The organism is Bradyrhizobium sp. USDA 4011, assembly GCF_054063415.1.
In genome coordinates this window covers 3,430,926-3,446,567 of sequence record NZ_JBSSGG010000001.1, presented here as the reverse complement: position 1 = coordinate 3,446,567, position 15,642 = coordinate 3,430,926, and the positions used below count along the sequence as shown (strand labels likewise).

The following is a 15,642-nucleotide window of genomic DNA, read 5'->3' as shown; positions in this document are numbered from 1 at the left end:
TAGCTTTCGGCCACCATTTCTCCCGCCACCACATTCCTGCAGGACCCGATGTCGCAGCCGTTTCTGTTTCAGCCGATCACGCTTCGCGGCGTGACTTCCCGAAACCGCATCCTGATTTCACCGATGTGCCAGTATTCGGCAACCGACGGCCTCGCCAATGACTGGCACCTCGTGCATCTCGGCAAGTTCGCCCAGGGCGGCGCCGGGCTCGTGATGGTCGAGGCCGCGGCGGTCACCGCCGAAGGACGCATCACCCATGGCGATGTCGGCATCTGGAACGACGAGCAGATCGCGCCGCTCGAACGCATCGCCGCCTTCCTGAAGGACAACGGCGCGGTGCCCTCGATCCAGCTCGCGCATGCCGGCCGCAAGGCCAGCATGCAGCGCCCCTGGTACGGCAATGCCGCACTCGACGAAGCCGACCGCGCCCGCGGCGATCTGCCGTGGCGCACCGTGGCGCCGAGCGCGATCCCGATGGAGGAAGGCTGGCTGATGCCGCATGCGCTCGATGCGGCCGAGCTCGCAGCACTGCGCGAGCAATGGCGCCGCGCCACCTTGCGTGCGGTTGAGGCCGGCTTCGAATTCGTCGAGGTGCATTGCGCGCATGGCTATCTCCTGCACGAATTCCTGTCGCCATTGTCGAACCGCCGCAGCGACACCTATGGCGGCGACCGCGCCGGGCGGATGCGCTATCCGCTCGAGATCATCGAGACCGTACGCGCCGCCTGGCCCGCCGAGCGGCCGCTGGCGGTACGCATCTCCTCGGTCGATGGTGTCGATGGCGGCCTGACGCTCGAGGATCAGATCGCATTCGCGCGCGAAGCCAGGGCGCGCGGTGTCGATCTGATCGATTGTTCGTCGGGCGGCCTGCTCGGCTCGGCAACCGCGGCGCGGATTCCGCGCGGCTATGGCTTCCAGGTGACTTATGCAGAGGAAATCCGCCGCGCCGCCGAGGTCGCCACCATCGCGGTCGGCCTGATCCTGCATCCGCAGCAGGCGGAAGATATCCTCGCCAATGGCCAAGCCGATCTGGTCGCAATCGGCCGCGAGGCGCTGTTCGATCCGAACTGGCCGCTGCATGCCGAGCTTGCGCTTGGCGGCGGACGCGGCGAGGTGTTCGCGTCGTGGCCGAAGCAGTATGGTTGGTGGCTGGAGCGGCGCGAGCCCGGCCTGCGCAGGCTCGAAGGTCCGCCGCTGCCGTTCCGCAAGGTGTGACGGAAAAAGCTGCGACAGATCATCAGGGAGGATTTGACATGACGATTTCGGCACAGCGTCCCTATCGAGGGGTCTTCCCGGTGGCGCCGACCATCTTCGACGCCGGCGGCAATCTCGACCTCGACGGACAGCGGCGCTGCATCGATTTCATGATCGATGCCGGCTCGCACGGCATCTGCATCCTCGCCAACTTCTCCGAGCAGTTCGTGCTGACCGATGCCGAGCGCGAGACCGTGATGCATGCCGTGCTCGAGCACGTCGCGGGCCGCATTCCCGTGATCGTCACCACCACGCATTTCTCCTCGGCGGTGTGCGCCGCGCGCAGCCGCGAGGCGGAGGCCGCCGGCGCCGCGATGGTGATGATCATGCCGCCCTACCATGGCGCGACCTTCCGCGTTGGCGAGCCTGGCATCTACGAGTTCTATCGGGTGGTGTCGGACGCGATCAACATCCCGATCATGATCCAGGATGCGCCGGTCGCGGGCACGCCGCTCTCGGTGGACTTCCTGGCACGGATGGCGAAAGAGCTAGCCAATGTCAGGTACTTCAAGATCGAGGTGCCGATGGCCGCGGGCAAGCTGCGCGGCCTGATCGAGAAGGGCGGCAGCGTGATTGAAGGGCCGTGGGACGGCGAGGAGGCGATCACGCTGATGGCCGATCTCGATGCCGGTGCCACCGGTGCGATGACCGGCGGCGGCTATCCCGACGGCATCCGCCAGATCATCGATCCGTTCTTAGCCGGCCGCCGCGACGAGGCCGTGCAGGCCTATGCGCGCTGGCTGCCGCTGATCAACTACGAGAACCGCCAATGCGGGCTGCAGGCTTGCAAGGTGCTGATGCGCGAGGGCGGCGTCATCAAGTCGGACGCGGTGCGGCACCCGTTGCAACCGCTGCATCCCGCGACGCGCGCCGGGCTGATCGAGATCGCGCGCACGCTCGATCCGGTCGTGCTGCGCTGGGGGCGCTGAGCTCGCCACCCGGCTGCTATGTTCACATAACCGTCAACAACGACAACTACCGTTTCGGTACGGGAAGCGGGGGACGTGCCCGCGTGCACTCTGGATTCGTCGAGGCGGTCAGGCGGCAGCGGGATGATCGAAACCTTCCGGGTTGGTCGTTTTGCGATGCGCTACGGCCATTTCGTTCCGCGGCTCTACAATTACTGCCGGTCGCTCGGTTTTGAGCGGCAGCACATGCTGCCGTCGCGCGCCTTTTGCTCCGACGAAAGCCAGGGCTATCCGGTCATGCTGCTGGCCCAGCATTTCGGAACCTTTCCGTTCGACCATGGACGGGTCGGCGGCAAGGTCGCCATCAATCGCCACGGGCCTTATGCCCATCACGGCGAGGACCTGGTGCTGATCCAGGCCAGCCATGTCGGCTATAATCCCGATGATGGCCGCTTCGGCTTCTATCAGCGCCACCGCACCGAAGACTGCAGGTTCGGGGATTGCTGCGGCAAGCTCTGCGGCGTGCTGCGTTGGTATGAGGACGAATACGCGCATGCCTGCCGGCAGGTGCAATGCGGCCGGCTCAATGGCGAGCCGGTGTTCCGCATCGACAATCAATATCTCGATGAAAGCCGCAGCGAAGGGATCTTTCTGTGGCTCGACCGCATGGTCGAGACGCCGCTTCAGCCGCTGCGCGCGCTGGCCACGTCGAAGGTCTTTCGTGCGGGCCCGGCGATCCGCGAACGACTCGGTGAGGCCTTCTTTTGCGAGACGCCGGCGCCGATCGGCACGGCGCTGTCACCGGATCTGTTTAACTTCCGCCGTGCGCTGGCCGCAGGTCCCGAGGGTCATGACATTCTCGAGGCGGCGCTCGCTCCTGTGATGCCGGCGCTGGTGACGTCGCCGCATCCCGCATTGGATGCCGCCCGCTTCGTCACCCAGGCCGAGTTCGACCGCACCTATCGGAGCATTTTACGTGAGCCGGCGTTTCAGGCCAAGAACGTCCTGTTCGTCTCCGGCCTGAACATCGACGTATCGCCGCGCGAGGATTTTCCGTTTCCGTTCACCAAATTCGTGCCGTGGGCGGCCTATGCCCGCCTGCGCGACGGCCGCTCGTTCCTGCTGGAGCAGGAGCAACTGGCCGAGACGCTGCGCCGGATGCCGGGCGAGAATCCGGATTGTCTGTCGTTCGACAACACGATCGGGCAGATGACCACGGCGCCGGAAATCCGGATTCCGATCGGCTGATGCCTATGACGACGCTTCCCGCCCTGCGCGCACACGCTGCTCCCGAACCGCGTCTCCAACGCCTTGAATTCGCCGAACGCGAGCGCGGCCTGACCCGCCGCCACTTCATCTTCGGCTGCCTCAGCCTGGCTGCGGGCCAAATGGTGCGCCTGCTCGACAGGCTCCAGCAGTTGCCGCTGCTGCGAATTCGTTTTCCCTGAGCGCGAACGAACGCGCTAGAAGCGGGATGAGCTTTGGTTGCATCGGCTTCGCGCGGTCTCGGTTCACCTCTCCCCGTTTGAGGAGAGGTCGGATTGCGAAGCAATCCGGGTGAGGGCTCTTGCTCTATCGATAGACTGTAACCCCTCACCCGATTTGCTGCGCAAATCGACCTCTCCCAAGGGAGAGGTGAACTTGCGACGCCGTTCCAACTCAACCTAATCTCATCATGAGCTACAGCCATCGCGAGACGGAGAGGATCAGCAGGCCGACGAGCCCTCCGTCGACCGTCCCGTTGATCCGGATGAATTGCAGGTCGCGTCCGACCTGCAATTCGATCCGCATGATCAGCGTTTCGGTGTCCCAGTTCTCGACCACCTTGCGGATGAAGGCCGCGATCTCCTGGCGTCGCGATGCAACGGCCCGCAATGCGGCGACGCGAAGCCAGCGGTTGATGCGATCGCGCATCTCGGCGTCGTCACGGACCCGTGCGGCAACCGAGATCAGGGCGGTTTCGATGGCGTCCGCGATCGCGGCCGAGGTCGCCGCGGAGTTCAGCCGCGCCTCGATGGCCTGCCACATCGTGTCGATCTGCCGGATCACGGCGGGATTGTCGAGCATGCGCTGCTTCAACTCCTCGCCCTTGGCGAGGTAGTCGGGGTCGGTGGCCAGCCGGTCGATCAGGCGCTCGATCTCGGCCTTGAGCTCGACACGCCAGGGATGGTTCGGTTCGCGCATCTCGTCGAGCGTCTGGCCGATGCCGGAGATGACGCGGTCGGCGACGATGCCGTCGACCCATTTCGGCACGAACCGGTAGGAGCGCTGCGAGACCTTCTTGCGGATGGTTTCCTTGTTGTTGGCGAGCGCCACGCTCGCCGATGTGATCAAGCGCTCGACGAGGGCCTGCGCGTCGCCATGCGCCCACAACAGCGCCAGCACGCGTGAGGCGAGCGGTGCCACCGGAACCGCCGCGATCCCTTGCCGGGTCCGGCGCGTCAGAAAAGCGTTGAGGTCGGCGCTCGGCGTGGCCTGGAGGGCCTGATGGGCCGCCGAGACCGTGCGTTGCGCGGCGCTGCGGGCGTGCGACGGCCGATCGATCCAGTGCGCCGCCCAGCCGGCGATATCGACGTCGCGGATGCGATCGCCGATCACCCGAGGCGACAGGAAGTTGTTGGCGATGAAGCGGCCCAGCGCCACCGCGATGCGCTGCTTGCTCTGCGGAACGATCGCCGTGTGCGGAATCGGGATGCCGAGCGGATGCCGAAACAGTGCGACGACGGCGAACCAGTCGGCGCAGGCGCCGATCATGCCGGCTTCGGCGAAGGCCCGCGGATAGGCCAGCCACGGCCAGTGCGGCTGCGCCATCGAGGTCGCCAGAAAAACCAGCAGCATGAGCACGAGCAGGCCCGTGGCGAGGGTCCGCATGCGACGAAGGTCGCGCAGCCTGGTGTCTTCAGGCGGAAGCGCGGCGCCGATGTCCAATTGCTGCCAAACGCCTCATGCCGTCGCGACGCCGCGGCGCGGCGCGAGCCTCGCCGCGATCGCCGCATAATGTTGCCGAACGTCGGCGCTGCCATGGACCCGCTCCAGCCGGCGCACCGTGAAGTGCCCTTTCGCGATCTTCTGGAAATGGTCCATGAAGATGACATTGACGGTCGCGCCGAACGCTGCGCCGATGATCGGTACCGCGCCGGCCGCGGCCTTGTCCGAGACCACCAGCCCGAACCTCGAGACGATCTCGCTGACCAGATTGGAGATCACGGGGGCGGAAGCATCCACCGCACCGCGCTCCAGGATGTAGGCGGCGGCGTCGCTGGTGTATTTGCTGATCAGCGCGCGGGCGGCGTAGTAGCCGATGTCGACATTCTCGTCGGTCCGCTTGGTGCCGTAGGCGAAGACTTCGAGACAGGCGAGCCTTGCCTCGATTTTGGAGAGGTCCTCGCCCTGGTGCCGCGCGATCTCGGCAATCGCGCGCAGCATCAATGTCGTCGTCAGGGGAAGCTCGACCGCGAGCGCGCCGAAGCCGAACAGGCCGCTCACGCCTCCGGTCACCCCGGCGAGAAGCGACGAGAAGGTCACCGCCGGCGAGGGCGGCGGCTCCTCGTCGAGCGTGTCGACGGCGACTTCCAGCCCCTTCATGACCGCCGTGCGCACCAGCCCGCTGAGCTGGCGGTTGGCGGCTTTCGGCAGCAGATTGAGGACGCGATTGACCGGGACGCCGGCATAGTCGGCGATCCTTGCCGCGAGGTTGGAGCTCTCCAGCGTCCTGACGGCGGCTTGTAGCGCGGCGTGATCGCCGGGAGGAAGAGCTGCGAGCTGGGTGAGATCCTGGCTCATTGATAGCGCAAGATTGGCCGTATGCCGTTGAAGCTCGCGAGGATCGCCGAGCCATTGCTGATGAGCGCGGTGACCTCGGGCGTGATCAGGCCGCCCGGCAGCGCAAGGCCAAGCGCCAGCGTGTTGAGCGTGGCGACGATGGCGTAATTCTGCCTGATGAGGCCGACGGCGCCTTGCGAGATCTCGACCGCCTTGACGAGCTTCCAGAGCGAATCCTCCATCAGGATGACATCGGCGGATTCGTGCGTGACCTCGGCACCATGCTTCATCGCGATGCCGACGTCGGCGAAGCTGAGCGCGGGGGAATCGTTGATGCCGTCGCCAACCATCGCGACCCTGCGCCCCTGGCGCTGCAGCTCCTGGATGACGCCGGCCTTGTCGGCCGGCAGCATGTCCGCGAAGTGCTCGGTGAGCCCGAGATTCTCGCAGACGGCGCGCGCCACCACCGCATTGTCGCCGGTCAGCATGATGCTGTTCTTGACGCCCAGCGCATGCAGCCGCTGGATCACCGAACGGCTCTCCGCGCGGATCTCGTCGGAGTACGGCACGAGGCCGGCGAGCTTGCCGTCCACCGCGATATAGAGGCTCGAATAGCCGCGCTCGTCGAGCGCCGCGCGATCGAGCGCCGAGGCGTCGACGGCGATCTCGCTCTGGCGCATGAAGCGCTGGTTGCCGACATGGACGTAATAGCCGTTGACCTGGCCCTCGACGCCGAGGCCGAGGCGGTAGGTGGTCTCGTGGCAGGGCGGGATGTTCACCGCGAGCTGCCGGGCCCGCGTGCGCAGCGCTTCCGCGACCGGATGCTGCAGCTTGGTTTCGGCGGCTGCGGCGAGCCCGAGCAGGTGGTTCGGCGTGATCGAGTTCTGGTAGGAGATCACGTCGATGACGGCGGGCGTGCCGTGGGTGAGGGTGCCGGTCTTGTCGAACACCATGGTGTCGATCCCGGCGAGCTTCTCCATGTGGCCGCCGCTCTTGATGATCATGCCTGTGCGCGCAGCCAGCGTCATCGAGGACAGCACCGACGTGGGTGCGGCAACGCGGATGCCGGTTCCGTAGTCGACGATGACAAGCGAGAGGAAACGATTGAAGTCGCCCGAGACCATGGCGGTGCCGGTGGCGAGCGCCAGGGTCGGGGTCACGAGCCGGTCGGCGAAGCGTTCGGCGTGGTTCTGCATGCGGGTGTCGCCGATCGGCGCGGATTCGATCAACCGCACGATCTGGCCGGCCGTGGTCGCGGTTCCGACGCGCAGCGCGCGCAACGTGATCTGGCCCTCGCGGATCACGGTGGCGGCGAAGGCCGCCTCGCCCTTGCCGCGATGCACCGGCAGGCCTTCGCCGGTGATCGTCTTCTGGTCGATGGTGGCGGAGCCGTCGATGATCTCGCCGTCGACCGGGATCATCTCGCCGGGATACACCACGACGATGTCGCCGTTCTGCAGCTCAGCGGCCGGAATCGACACCACCTCGCCGTCGCGCAGCAGCCAGGCCGTCTTCGACTGGAATTCGAGCAGCTCATTGATCGCCCGCCGCGAGCCCGCCGCGGTCAGGTCGCGGATCCAGTCACCGAGCTTGATCAGCCAGGTGACGATGCAGCCGGCCAGCGGGTTGCCCTGCAGCACCGAGGCGCTTATCGCGAGCGTGTCGAGCACATCGATGTTCAGCCGGCTTTCGTTCGCCCACACCTTCCAGGCGCGCTTGGCGATCGGGATCGCGTTCCAGAGCATCAGCGGCATGTTGATGGCCGCGATCACGGGATTGGCGCTGAAGGCCATGAACAGCGACAGCGTCGGCAGCGCCAGCGGCGAGCGCTTGGAGACTTCCGGCACGCTGGCGCGTGGCGTACCCACGTCCTGCGCGGCGCCCGCGCAGAGCGCCTTGACGTCGGCCAGGCTCAGGCTCCGGAAGCCGTTCAGCAGTGCGAGCAGCCTTTGCTCGTGGGCCGGATCGTATTCCAGCACAAGGCTCGCGCAGTCGTAGTTGATCCGCGCGGTCCGGATGCCGTCCTGTGCCCGCAGCCACCCGAGGCAGATCTCGCCCAGCTTGCGGTTTTGCCCGAGCGCGGGAATGCTCAGACGAATGCGCCCTGGCATGGAGTGGCAGAAGCTGAAGTCCATGAATTTGCGCTCTCGCCCCTGGCGGGTCAGGCCGTCGCGCCTGCCGGCTCCGCCCGCTCCGCGGCGGCTATGTTGGCCTGGATCATGTGGTTGAGGGCAAACACTGCCAGCGTCACCCAAACCGGCGTCGCCGCGGTGGCGCCAACCTCGAAGATGGTGAAGCCGGCGATGCCGGCTGCCAGCACGATCTTCAGATCGACCACGTTTCCGGTGGCCACCTTGATCCCGTTGTCGAACTCCTTGAAGAAATCGACAACGACCCTGGCCGTATGCGAGTGCTCGGCGAGGTACTCGGCTTCCTGCTCGATCTTGGTTGCCAGCGCCTCGATTTCATTGGCCGGCGGCTTGTAGTGGCCGCCGGTGTGATGCTGCAGCCGGCCATGAAATTCGTCGTGCCGGTCGGTGTCGTAGTGCAGCACGATGCTGCCCGTCGCCGGGTTGACGATAACTTCCTCGATGCCGGGAATGACGCTGAAGGTCTGCTTGATCTGTTCGAGAAGCTCGGGGTTCTCCTTGGCCGCCGGCACCTTCATGCGAATCCGGCCTGGAACCTGATGCGCAATCTGCAGCTTCATCTTGGTCATCGCATTCCTCTAACAGCGTTCCAACGCCGGCGCGGGGACGCGAATGATGCCGTCGTCGAACACGATTGCGCGCCGCGCCGGCGTCGCAAGGTCGATCATCGGCGCGCTTCGCCGCCTTATATCTGCCGGTCCAGGCCAGTTCAGGCCGCAGACGAAGCCCGGCCCTCAGCCGCCGCCTTGCCTTCCTGCGCCTGGTTCTCGGCCTTCACTTCCGCAACGATGTCGTTCACCTGCTCGTGGGCTTCGGCAAACATCTCGCGCGACTTCTGTGCGAACTTGTAGGTGCCGCGAACGGTGGACTTGAACAGCGGATTGAGTGCGCCGGCCAGTTTCGGCAGGTACTTCGGCGCCGCGACGGCGGCAACGCCGAGTGCAAGTCCCGGGAGCAACGCAGCTTCGAACACCGCAGCGCCGACAGCCACCACCGCGACGACCGCGACCGTCTTGTTGATGCCGCCGCCTTCCTCGGAGTCCTGTTCGGGAGCGTCATGGTGGACGGCGGTATCGTGGCTGCTACCGTTGGTGTTCGGGTTCATCTGAAATCCCTTGTGACCGCACAACTGACTGCAGTTTCATCAATAACGGCGGATTGAAATGGATTCGTGACAGTTTGATTACAGCCGTCCGACCGGTTGCGGCGGCATGGTGTCGCAACGAAATAGGACGTGTATTTGGCCACCGAGGCCCGCGCTCGAGTGGCGCGCGGCAAGCCACGGCGGGCATCTCTTCATGTCTCGATGTGTCTGTGCTTGCACAGATCTGAGCGGCGCTACGTCCTACCGGTCCCACGTCACCGGCAAGTCCAGCAGGCCGCGGAATGCCCAGCCGCCGATCCGCGGCGGCTTGTCGGCGATCAGGCGCAGATTCGTCAGCCTGTCGAAGATCGCCGGCAGCGCGACGTCGGCGACCATGGCGCGCGAGGCCCAGGCGCCGGCGCAGAAATGCGGACCGGCGCCGAATGCGATGCTCTTGCTGGCGTCGCGGCGTACATCGAATGCATCAGGCCTGTCGAAATGCTTCTCGTCGCGGTTCGCCGAGCCGAACATCAGGAACACGCGCTCGTTGGCCTCGAATACGACGTCCCTGATCATCCAGGGTTTTGCGATCCGCCGCGGCGACATTCCGATCGGCGAGATCCAGCGCGCATACTCCTCGAACACCTGCAGCCACGGGATCGCGCCGCTCACAGCCAGCGCCAGCTGGTCCGGGTGGGTCAGCAGCGCCCACACCGTGCCGGCGATCGCGTCGCGCGGCTCGTTCTGGCCCCCCGAGATCGCGAGCTTGATGTTGGCGCGCACGCTCTCCATCGGCATGTCGGTCTGCAGCAGCACGCCGAGCAGGCTGAGGTCGGGTGTCTTGCGCAATACCGGCACCATGTCGTCGATCGCGGCGTCGATGCCCGAGGTCGCCGCATGGCAGCGCGCCTCGATTGTGGGATCGCCGGTGTAGTTGGCGATGCCGTCGATCATGCCCTGCGACCAGGCATTCATGTCCTGGAAGCGCATGTTGGTGAGGCCGGTGATCGATTTCAGGCATTCGGCCGAGAACGGCAGCGCGAAGGCCTGCACGAAATCGACCTCACCGTCCGGCGTCAACTCGTCGAGGATGCGCGTCGCGTGTCCGGCGAACTGTGCGGTCCAATGCGACCTGACGGTCTTCGGCGAGATCGCCGGGAAGATCGCCTTGCGCTCGTTCATGTGCGCATCGCCGTCCTTGCGCATCATGTTGTGGCCCATCAGTTTGTTCATCAGCCCCTCGGGCTGGTGCGATGAGAACACGTCGATCTGCTTCTCGGAGACGAAGATGTCGTCGCGGTTGCACAGCAGCGTGCTGCCGAGTTGCGGCACGAAGGCGATCGGCGCCTCCTTGCGCATGCGCGCCAGCGTCGGATAGGGATCCTGCCAGAAGGCGGGGACATCGATGTCGAAATGGGGAGCGGTGCTCACGACGTGATCTCGGGTTGGCTTCAGGTTTCGAACCGAGCATAGGCCGGCACACGCGACCGGTCTGTCCCCACCGTTGGGGACAGAGCGAGGTGGCCGCTCGGGCTCTTCAGTTCAGCCGACGTGCAGACGCCATCAGGCGCAGCGCGATCGCGAACAGCTCGTTCTGCGAGGAGATGCCGAGCTTGTCATAGGCGCGCTTGCGATAGGTGAGGGCGGAGTGCAGCCCGATGCCGAGCTCGGCCGCGATCGCTTCCGAGCTGAGGCCCGAAAGGATGCCGAGGCACACCTCCTTCTCGCGGCCGGTCAGTCTGACGAGCGGCTCGGCGGTCGCAAACAGGGTCTTCAGCCGCGCGATCGGATCGGCATCCGTCGCCGGATCGCGCTGGAAGTGCCGCGCCACGGCTGCGGTCAATGCCGGCGCGACCGCGGCCAGGCGCGCGATCTGTTCGCGGCTGAAGCGGCCTTGCTCGGTGATCTGGTAGAAGTTGACATAGAAGCAGGTGTCGCCGGTCCAGATCGCAGAGGCGAACTTGTCGACGATGTCGGAATCGTCGAAGAAAATCTTGCGATAGCCGTCGCTGTACATCCGGCGGGCGAAGGTCGGCAGCACGATCGGCACGGCCTGCGCCTTGCCTTCGAATACCGCGTCGCGGTTCGGGTCAGCCTGATGGAAATGTTCGGAATAGGCGATCCCGAGGTCGCGCCCGGTCGGGATATTGCCGACGTCGAGCAGGCACGCGGCGGAGCGCGGGCCTGTGAACGAGAACACCATGCAGTGACCGACACCGGCGACGCGGCGCAACGCGCCGATCAGGGCTTGCGGAAAGCTGGCGCGCCCGATCGCCAGCAGCGCCGGCGTGATGTCGCTGACGACAGAAGTCTTGAAGGCGTAATCTGCCTTCATGGCGTCCTCCCTGTGTTTCGGGAAGACTAGCAGCGACATCGCGGGGGTGGAAGTTCCCTCGTCATTCCCCGGTGCGCAATTGCGCACCTGAGGGCGACGCGTAGCGTCGAGCCCGGACTCCATGTGGCCGCGACACCTGCGGCCCGATGGATTCCGGGCGCAGCCCTTCGGGCTGCTCCGGAATGACCGAGTCCGTCAGGCGCCCGGTACCTGGTCGAGGAAGCCGGTGATGCTTCGGATCCGGCCGTCCTTCAGCGTGGCGAAGTCGGTGCCCTTGATCGGGCTGTCGACGCCGTCGGGCCCGAGACCCCAGGAGAAGCGGACATGGTCGCCGAAGCCGTTCGGCTCGCCGATCAGCTTGAACGTGAAGTCCGGGAACTTCTGCTGCACGCCCGCGATCAGCGCGTCGACGCCGTCATGGCCGTCGCCGCTCATCATCGGGTCGACATAGCGCGCGTCGGCGGTCCAGTTCTCGCTCAGCATCTCGCGCCGCCGGCTCGGCGTCCGCTCGTTCCAGAGCTCGATATAGCGGCGGGCGATGGTCGTGTGGTCGGTCATAGTGCTCTCCTTCTGATGTGCCGGACTGCGCGGCTGTCCGGACTATCGAAGGTTCGCGTGCGTCGATCGATTACCTCGCAGGTCATCGCGCACGCAACCGATGCGCAGGTCACGGCCTGATGTAGGCCTCCGGATCGCCTCGCGCGTGCGCCTCCATCGCATCGAGGAAGCAGCGCACTTTGGCCGGGACAAATTGCCGCGCCGGCAGCAGCGCGTGCACATTGAGCGGCTCGCAGGCATGGTCCGGCAACAGCCGTCGCAACTCGCCGGCCGCGACCGCGGCGCGGGTGTAGCTCGCGGTGACCCGCAGCACGCCATGGCCGGCGAGCGTCGCCTGCAGGCGGACATGGGCATTCGAACTGGTGAGGCGGGCGCGATCGACAGCGAGATGCTCGACCACACCGCCGGGAGCCGTGATCGCCCATGGCGGATCGCTGGGGCCGGTCAACAGCGGCAGCTTTCTCAACTCGTCCAGCGTGCGCGGCTCGCCGAACTTCTCCAATAGCGCCGGTGCCGCGAACAGGCCGCGCTCGAGGGTGAAGACGCGGCGGATCACGATGCCGGCCGACGGCAGCGGCGCCTCCAGCATCGCGAACACGATGTCGTAATTTTCCGCGATCGGGTTGACGATATCGTGCTCGACATCGATCCGGATCGCGAGCTCCGGATAGCGGCCCATCACGGCGCAGGCGACCGGCCCTGCGTGATGCGCGCCGAATTCGTACGGTGCCTTGATGCGCAGGGTGCCCGCGACCGCGCTGCTCATCGCCAGCGCCTCGCTGTGGGTGTCGTGCAGCGCCGCGAACAGCGGGCGCACCTTGCGATAGATGGTCTCGCCGGAATCGGTCAGCCGCAGATGCCGCGTGGTCCGCTCGATCAGCCGCAGCCCAAGATTGGCCTCGAGACGCTGCACCGCAGCACTAAGGCTCGATTTGGGATGCCCGAGCACGCGCGCGGCCGCGGTGAAGCCGCCATGCTCGACAACCTCGCAAAACAGCTCCCAGTCGCGCCACTCCATGGCCGATTGTCCATCCAGCGGTACAGTGTGTCCAGCCAAATCGGATTATCCCGATGACCGGGATCACCTAACCTCATTGCAAGCAATAGTGCATTGGGAGGCTGACATGGCTGACGACGGAATTTTCCTGCGCAACGCCTGGTATGTGGCGGCGCTGAACCACGAGCTGATCGACGGCAAGAAGCTGGCGCGCACCATCCTGGAGCGGCCGATCGTGATCTATCGCGGCGCCAGCGGGCAGGTGGTCGCGCTCGACGACCGTTGCTGCCATCGCGCGGCGCCGCTCTCGATGGGCCGCGTCGAGGGCGACGACATCAGGTGCATGTATCACGGCATGAAGTTCGCGGCCGACGGCAAGTGCATCCAGATCCCGGGCCAGGACGCGATCCCGGCCAAGCTCGGCGTGCGCAGCTATCCCGTGGTCGAGCGCTACAACATGATCTTCATCTGGACCGGCGATGCCGAGAAGGCCGATCCGAAGCTGATCCTCGACTATCCGCCGCTGGAAGATCCGAAATGGCGCGGCCTGCCGGGCTACATGCACTACAAGGCGAACTGGCTGCTGATCGTCGACAACCTCAGCGATTTCGCGCATCTCGCCTTCGTGCACACCAACACGCTCGGCGGTTCCGAGGAATACGCCTACAAGACCAAGCCGGTGGCGATCGAGAAGCTCGATGACGGCTTCCGTGTCGAGCGTTGGCACATGGGCGCCGATGCGCCGCCCTACCACAAGAAGGTGATCTCCAACCGCGACGACAAGGTCGATCGGCGCAACATCGGCCGCATGATCGTGCCGGGCATCTTCACGCTCGACACGACATTTGCGCCGGCGGGGCAGGGTGTGGAGAAGGGCGTTCAGGTTCCGGGCACGCGGCAATACCGCAACGCGCAGTTCATGACGCCGGAGACGCGCTCGTCGACGCACTTCTTCTGGAACTACCTGCACGATTTCGACATCGACAATCCAAACATTTCGCTGTCGCTGCGGCATTCCCTCGAGGAGGCCTTCAACGAGGACAAGGACTTCATCGAGGCGCAGCAGAAGGTGCTCGACGCCGATCCGGACTATCAGCTGCTTGCGATCGGGGCGGACGCGCCGCTGACCTATTTCCGCTGGCTGTTTGCGCGCAGGCTCGAGGCGGAAAAGGCTACGGCACGCGCCGCGTAGCCACCGAAACCATGGCCGTCGCTCTGCAGCAAGCCGCGCCGGGATCGCGAGATCGTGACATCCCGGCGTGGCTGCTCCAGCGGGTTCGGCGTAAGCTGAACAAACTGAATTCGCCGGTTCTTGATCAGGGTCAAGGTTTCGATCCTCGCCGGCTTAAGTATCCCGATAGCGATCAACCGGTGAATGAGCTTGCCCGAAGAGGCGGATCCATCAGAGCGGAGTGCGAGCACCAGCTGGGCGGAGCACGCTTGGTTATGGCCGTTTGAAGCCACGCGCTTGGCACTCGATATCTACTCGCGCTGGTACCTCGATCGCGGGCCCGAGCCGACAGATGCGCCGGGCGAGGCGGCGCTGCCGTGGACGACAGCCAATTCGGTCGCGCTGCAATTGCCGTCGATGCGCCTGCTGGACTTCTCTAACGCGGTCGAAGGCCGGCCGCTGCTGGTCTGCGCGCCCTACGCGCTGCATCGTGCGAAGATAGCGGATTTTGCCCCCGGCCACAGCTTGATGGAAGCGTTGCAGCAGGCGGGCATTGCACGTCTCTATCTCACCGATTGGCGCTCGGCGACCCCGGAGATGCGATATTTCTCGATCGACACCTATCTGTCCGATCTCAACGTGGCCGTCGACACGATCGGGCCGCCGGTCGATCTTGCTGGCCTCTGTCAGGGCGGATGGCTGGCGCTGCTCTATGCAGCACGTTTTCCCGGCAAGGTACGGCGGCTCGTGCTTGCAGGCAGCCCGGTCGACGTCTCGGTGCCATCCGAGCTGTCCAGGATGGTCGCCTCGCTTCCGCAGCAAAGCTTCGAGGCAATGGTGCGTCAAGGAGAGGGGATCGTCAGCGGCAAGCACATGCTGCAGATCTGGAGCCTCCCGCTCAGCACGCCTGACGTGGAAGCGGCGCTGCAGCGGCAACTCGACGGCAAGCCGGAGGATGCACGGGCGCTGCTCGAACGCTTCACGCGCTGGAACGACGAGACGCTTGATCTGCCGGGCACCTACTACCTGGAAGTGACCGACTGGATCTTTCGCCAGAACCGGATCGCGGCGGGAGACGTCGTCGCGCTTGGTTGCAAAATCGATCTGGCTGCAGTGAAATTGCCAGTATTCGTGCTCGCGGCGGAGAACGACATCGTCGTTCCACCCGATCAGGCCTTTGCGACAATCGGGCTGTTAGGCACGCCGCCGGCGTGGCTGCAACGCGGCATCGAGCCGTGTGGTCACCTCGGCCTGTTCATGGGCTGCAAGGCTCTGGCTGGTTCGTGGCGTCGGATTGCGCGTTGGCTTCAGTCAGATCTCGGTGAGGCCGCGGCCGAGCGATCGCGGATCAGCGCATGAGGTGCCAATGAAATGCCCCGAACTGCGGTTTTGCAATCCGGGGCATCGGACTCGATTGCGATGA

The 15,642-nt window shown here is 65.5% G+C and carries 15 protein-coding genes; 6 read left to right on the top strand and 9 right to left on the bottom strand.

Going from position 1 to position 15,642, the window contains the following annotated elements:
• Positions 1–48: 48 nt before the first annotated feature.
• The 4 genes from ACVW1C_RS16105 (at position 49) to ACVW1C_RS16090 (ending at position 3,610) form a co-directional block, all read left to right on the top strand.
• Positions 49–1,215: an NADH:flavin oxidoreductase/NADH oxidase gene (locus tag ACVW1C_RS16105; protein WP_456759257.1), complete on the top strand. Its 1,167-nt coding sequence runs from the start codon at positions 49–51 to the stop codon at positions 1,213–1,215.
• A 38-nt stretch (positions 1,216–1,253) separates the two neighbouring features.
• Positions 1,254–2,183 carry a dihydrodipicolinate synthase family protein gene (locus ACVW1C_RS16100; protein ID WP_456759256.1) on the top strand — a complete coding sequence of 310 codons (930 nt, stop codon included), beginning with the start codon at positions 1,254–1,256 and terminating at the stop codon, positions 2,181–2,183.
• 123 nt (positions 2,184–2,306) lie between these two features.
• The gene (locus tag ACVW1C_RS16095; protein ID WP_456759255.1) at positions 2,307–3,410 is read left to right on the top strand and encodes a hypothetical protein; all 1,104 of its coding nucleotides are present in this window, start codon (positions 2,307–2,309) and stop codon (positions 3,408–3,410) included.
• 5 nt (positions 3,411–3,415) lie between these two features.
• A complete protein-coding gene (locus ACVW1C_RS16090; RefSeq protein WP_173640365.1) occupies positions 3,416–3,610 on the top strand; it encodes a hypothetical protein in 195 nt (64 codons plus the stop codon).
• Positions 3,611–3,842: 232 nt separating this feature from the next.
• Here the strand turns inward: ACVW1C_RS16090 and ACVW1C_RS16085 are convergent, their stop codons facing one another.
• The 9 genes from ACVW1C_RS16085 to ACVW1C_RS16045 form a co-directional block, all read right to left on the bottom strand.
• Positions 3,843–5,033 (bottom strand): DUF445 domain-containing protein, encoded by a 1,191-nt coding sequence (locus ACVW1C_RS16085; protein WP_456759254.1) that lies wholly within the window; start codon positions 5,031–5,033, stop codon positions 3,843–3,845.
• Between the two features lie 72 nt (positions 5,034–5,105).
• The gene (locus tag ACVW1C_RS16080; protein WP_456759253.1) at positions 5,106–5,945 is read right to left on the bottom strand and encodes an EcsC family protein; all 840 of its coding nucleotides are present in this window, start codon (positions 5,943–5,945) and stop codon (positions 5,106–5,108) included.
• Complete coding sequence (locus ACVW1C_RS16075; protein ID WP_456759252.1) at positions 5,942–8,059, bottom strand: heavy metal translocating P-type ATPase; 2,118 nt, start codon at positions 8,057–8,059, stop codon at positions 5,942–5,944. Before ACVW1C_RS16075 ends, ACVW1C_RS16080 begins: the two co-directional genes overlap by 4 nt.
• A 26-nt stretch (positions 8,060–8,085) precedes the next feature.
• Entirely contained in the window at positions 8,086–8,643 is a 558-nt protein-coding gene (locus tag ACVW1C_RS16070; RefSeq protein WP_456759251.1) for an HMA2 domain-containing protein, read from the bottom strand.
• Positions 8,644–8,783: 140 nt separating this feature from the next.
• Positions 8,784–9,179, bottom strand: a complete 396-nt coding sequence (locus ACVW1C_RS16065) for a DUF5132 domain-containing protein (protein WP_456759250.1) — start codon at positions 9,177–9,179, stop codon at positions 8,784–8,786.
• A 240-nt stretch (positions 9,180–9,419) separates the two neighbouring features.
• On the bottom strand, positions 9,420–10,589 hold the full coding sequence (locus ACVW1C_RS16060; protein WP_456759249.1) for a cytochrome P450: 1,170 nt from the start codon (positions 10,587–10,589) through the stop codon (positions 9,420–9,422).
• 106 nt (positions 10,590–10,695) lie between these two features.
• Entirely contained in the window at positions 10,696–11,493 is a 798-nt protein-coding gene (locus tag ACVW1C_RS16055; RefSeq protein WP_456759248.1) for a helix-turn-helix transcriptional regulator, read from the bottom strand.
• A gap of 195 nt (positions 11,494–11,688) precedes the next feature.
• A complete protein-coding gene (locus ACVW1C_RS16050; protein WP_173640381.1) occupies positions 11,689–12,051 on the bottom strand; it encodes a nuclear transport factor 2 family protein in 363 nt (120 codons plus the stop codon).
• Between the two features lie 109 nt (positions 12,052–12,160).
• Entirely contained in the window at positions 12,161–13,069 is a 909-nt protein-coding gene (locus ACVW1C_RS16045) for a LysR family transcriptional regulator (RefSeq protein WP_456759247.1), read from the bottom strand.
• A gap of 106 nt (positions 13,070–13,175) precedes the next feature.
• On the opposite strand from ACVW1C_RS16045, the gene ACVW1C_RS16040 reads away from it, so the two are divergent.
• Together ACVW1C_RS16040 and ACVW1C_RS16035 are read left to right on the top strand one after the other, a co-directional pair.
• The gene (locus tag ACVW1C_RS16040; protein WP_456759246.1) at positions 13,176–14,240 is read left to right on the top strand and encodes an aromatic ring-hydroxylating dioxygenase subunit alpha; all 1,065 of its coding nucleotides are present in this window, start codon (positions 13,176–13,178) and stop codon (positions 14,238–14,240) included.
• A gap of 189 nt (positions 14,241–14,429) precedes the next feature.
• Positions 14,430–15,578: an alpha/beta fold hydrolase gene (locus ACVW1C_RS16035; RefSeq protein ID WP_456759245.1), complete on the top strand. Its 1,149-nt coding sequence runs from the start codon at positions 14,430–14,432 to the stop codon at positions 15,576–15,578.
• Positions 15,579–15,642: the final 64 nt, after the last annotated feature.